Source organism: Pseudoalteromonas sp. TAE56 (genome assembly GCF_000497955.1).
In the GTDB taxonomy this organism is placed as follows: Bacteria; Pseudomonadota; Gammaproteobacteria; order Enterobacterales; family Alteromonadaceae; genus Pseudoalteromonas.
The window spans coordinates 1-1,859 of record NZ_AUTN01000132.1; the positions used below are offsets into that span (position 1 = coordinate 1).

At 49.0% G+C, this 1,859-nt stretch carries 1 rRNA gene; it reads right to left on the reverse strand.

Annotation, left to right across the window (positions count from 1 at the left end):
• Positions 1–281: 281 nt before the first annotated feature.
• Positions 282–1,817: ribosomal RNA gene (locus tag L656_RS01000000122345) — 16S ribosomal RNA — on the reverse strand.
• Positions 1,818–1,859: the final 42 nt, after the last annotated feature.

The window sequence follows — 1,859 nt, forward strand, 5'->3', positions numbered from 1 at the left end:
TTTGTTGTGTGACAGTTTAACTTCGCCAGAAGTCAATATTGAATACTAAAGTAGATACCAATCAATCAACGTAAAACGTTAATCAAATGGCACTGAATGGTACTGCTACCATTCTTTTTTTACTTTTGAAAACTCTTGATAAATAACAATGTTATATATCAGAATTTTATTATCAGCTTTTCCAAATTTTTAAAGAGCATATTAATTAGTTATCCCTAAGGACACGCACTAATTAACAATCATCTGTGTGGACACTACGAACAAATAAGTTCTAAATCGTATAAGGAGGTGATCCAGCCCCAGGTTCCCCTAGGGCTACCTTGTTACGACTTCACCCCAGTCATGAATCACTCCGTGGTAAACGTCCTCCCGAGGGTTAGACTATCTACTTCTGGAGCAACCCACTCCCATGGTGTGACGGGCGGTGTGTACAAGGCCCGGGAACGTATTCACCGCGTCATTCTGATACGCGATTACTAGCGATTCCGACTTCATGGAGTCGAGTTGCAGACTCCAATCCGGACTACGACGCACTTTAAGTGATTCGCTTACTCTCGCGAGTTCGCAGCACTCTGTATGCGCCATTGTAGCACGTGTGTAGCCCTACACGTAAGGGCCATGATGACTTGACGTCGTCCCCACCTTCCTCCGGTTTATCACCGGCAGTCTCCTTAGAGTTCTCAGCATTACCTGCTAGCAACTAAGGATAGGGGTTGCGCTCGTTGCGGGACTTAACCCAACATCTCACAACACGAGCTGACGACAGCCATGCAGCACCTGTATCAGAGTTCCCGAAGGCACCAAACCATCTCTGGTAAGTTCTCTGTATGTCAAGTGTAGGTAAGGTTCTTCGCGTTGCATCGAATTAAACCACATGCTCCACCGCTTGTGCGGGCCCCCGTCAATTCATTTGAGTTTTAACCTTGCGGCCGTACTCCCCAGGCGGTCTACTTAATGCGTTAGCTTTGAAAAACAGAACCGAGGCTCCGAGCTTCTAGTAGACATCGTTTACGGCGTGGACTACCGGGGTATCTAATCCCGTTTGCTCCCCACGCTTTCGTACATGAGCGTCAGTGTTGACCCAGGTGGCTGCCTTCGCCATCGGTATTCCTTCAGATCTCTACGCATTTCACCGCTACACCTGAAATTCTACCACCCTCTATCACACTCTAGTTTGCCAGTTCGAAATGCAGTTCCCAGGTTGAGCCCGGGGCTTTCACATCTCGCTTAACAAACCGCCTGCGTACGCTTTACGCCCAGTAATTCCGATTAACGCTCGCACCCTCCGTATTACCGCGGCTGCTGGCACGGAGTTAGCCGGTGCTTCTTCTGTCAGTAACGTCACAGCTAGCAGGTATTAACTACTAACCTTTCCTCCTGACTGAAAGTGCTTTACAACCCGAAGGCCTTCTTCACACACGCGGCATGGCTGCATCAGGCTTGCGCCCATTGTGCAATATTCCCCACTGCTGCCTCCCGTAGGAGTCTGGGCCGTGTCTCAGTCCCAGTGTGGCTGATCATCCTCTCAAACCAGCTAGGGATCGTCGCCTTGGTGAGCCATTACCTCACCAACTAGCTAATCCCACTTGGGCCAATCTAAAGGCGAGAGCCGAAGCCCCCTTTGGTCCGTAGACATTATGCGGTATTAGCAGTCGTTTCCAACTGTTGTCCCCCACCTCAAGGCATGTTCCCAAGCATTACTCACCCGTCCGCCGCTCGTCAGCAAAGTAGCAAGCTACTTTCTGTTACCGCTCGACTTGCATGTGTTAGGCCTGCCGCCAGCGTTCAATCTGAGCCATGATCAAACTCTTCAATTAAAAAGTTTTATGTCTTTCGACAGCTCAATGAATTCTGAATTT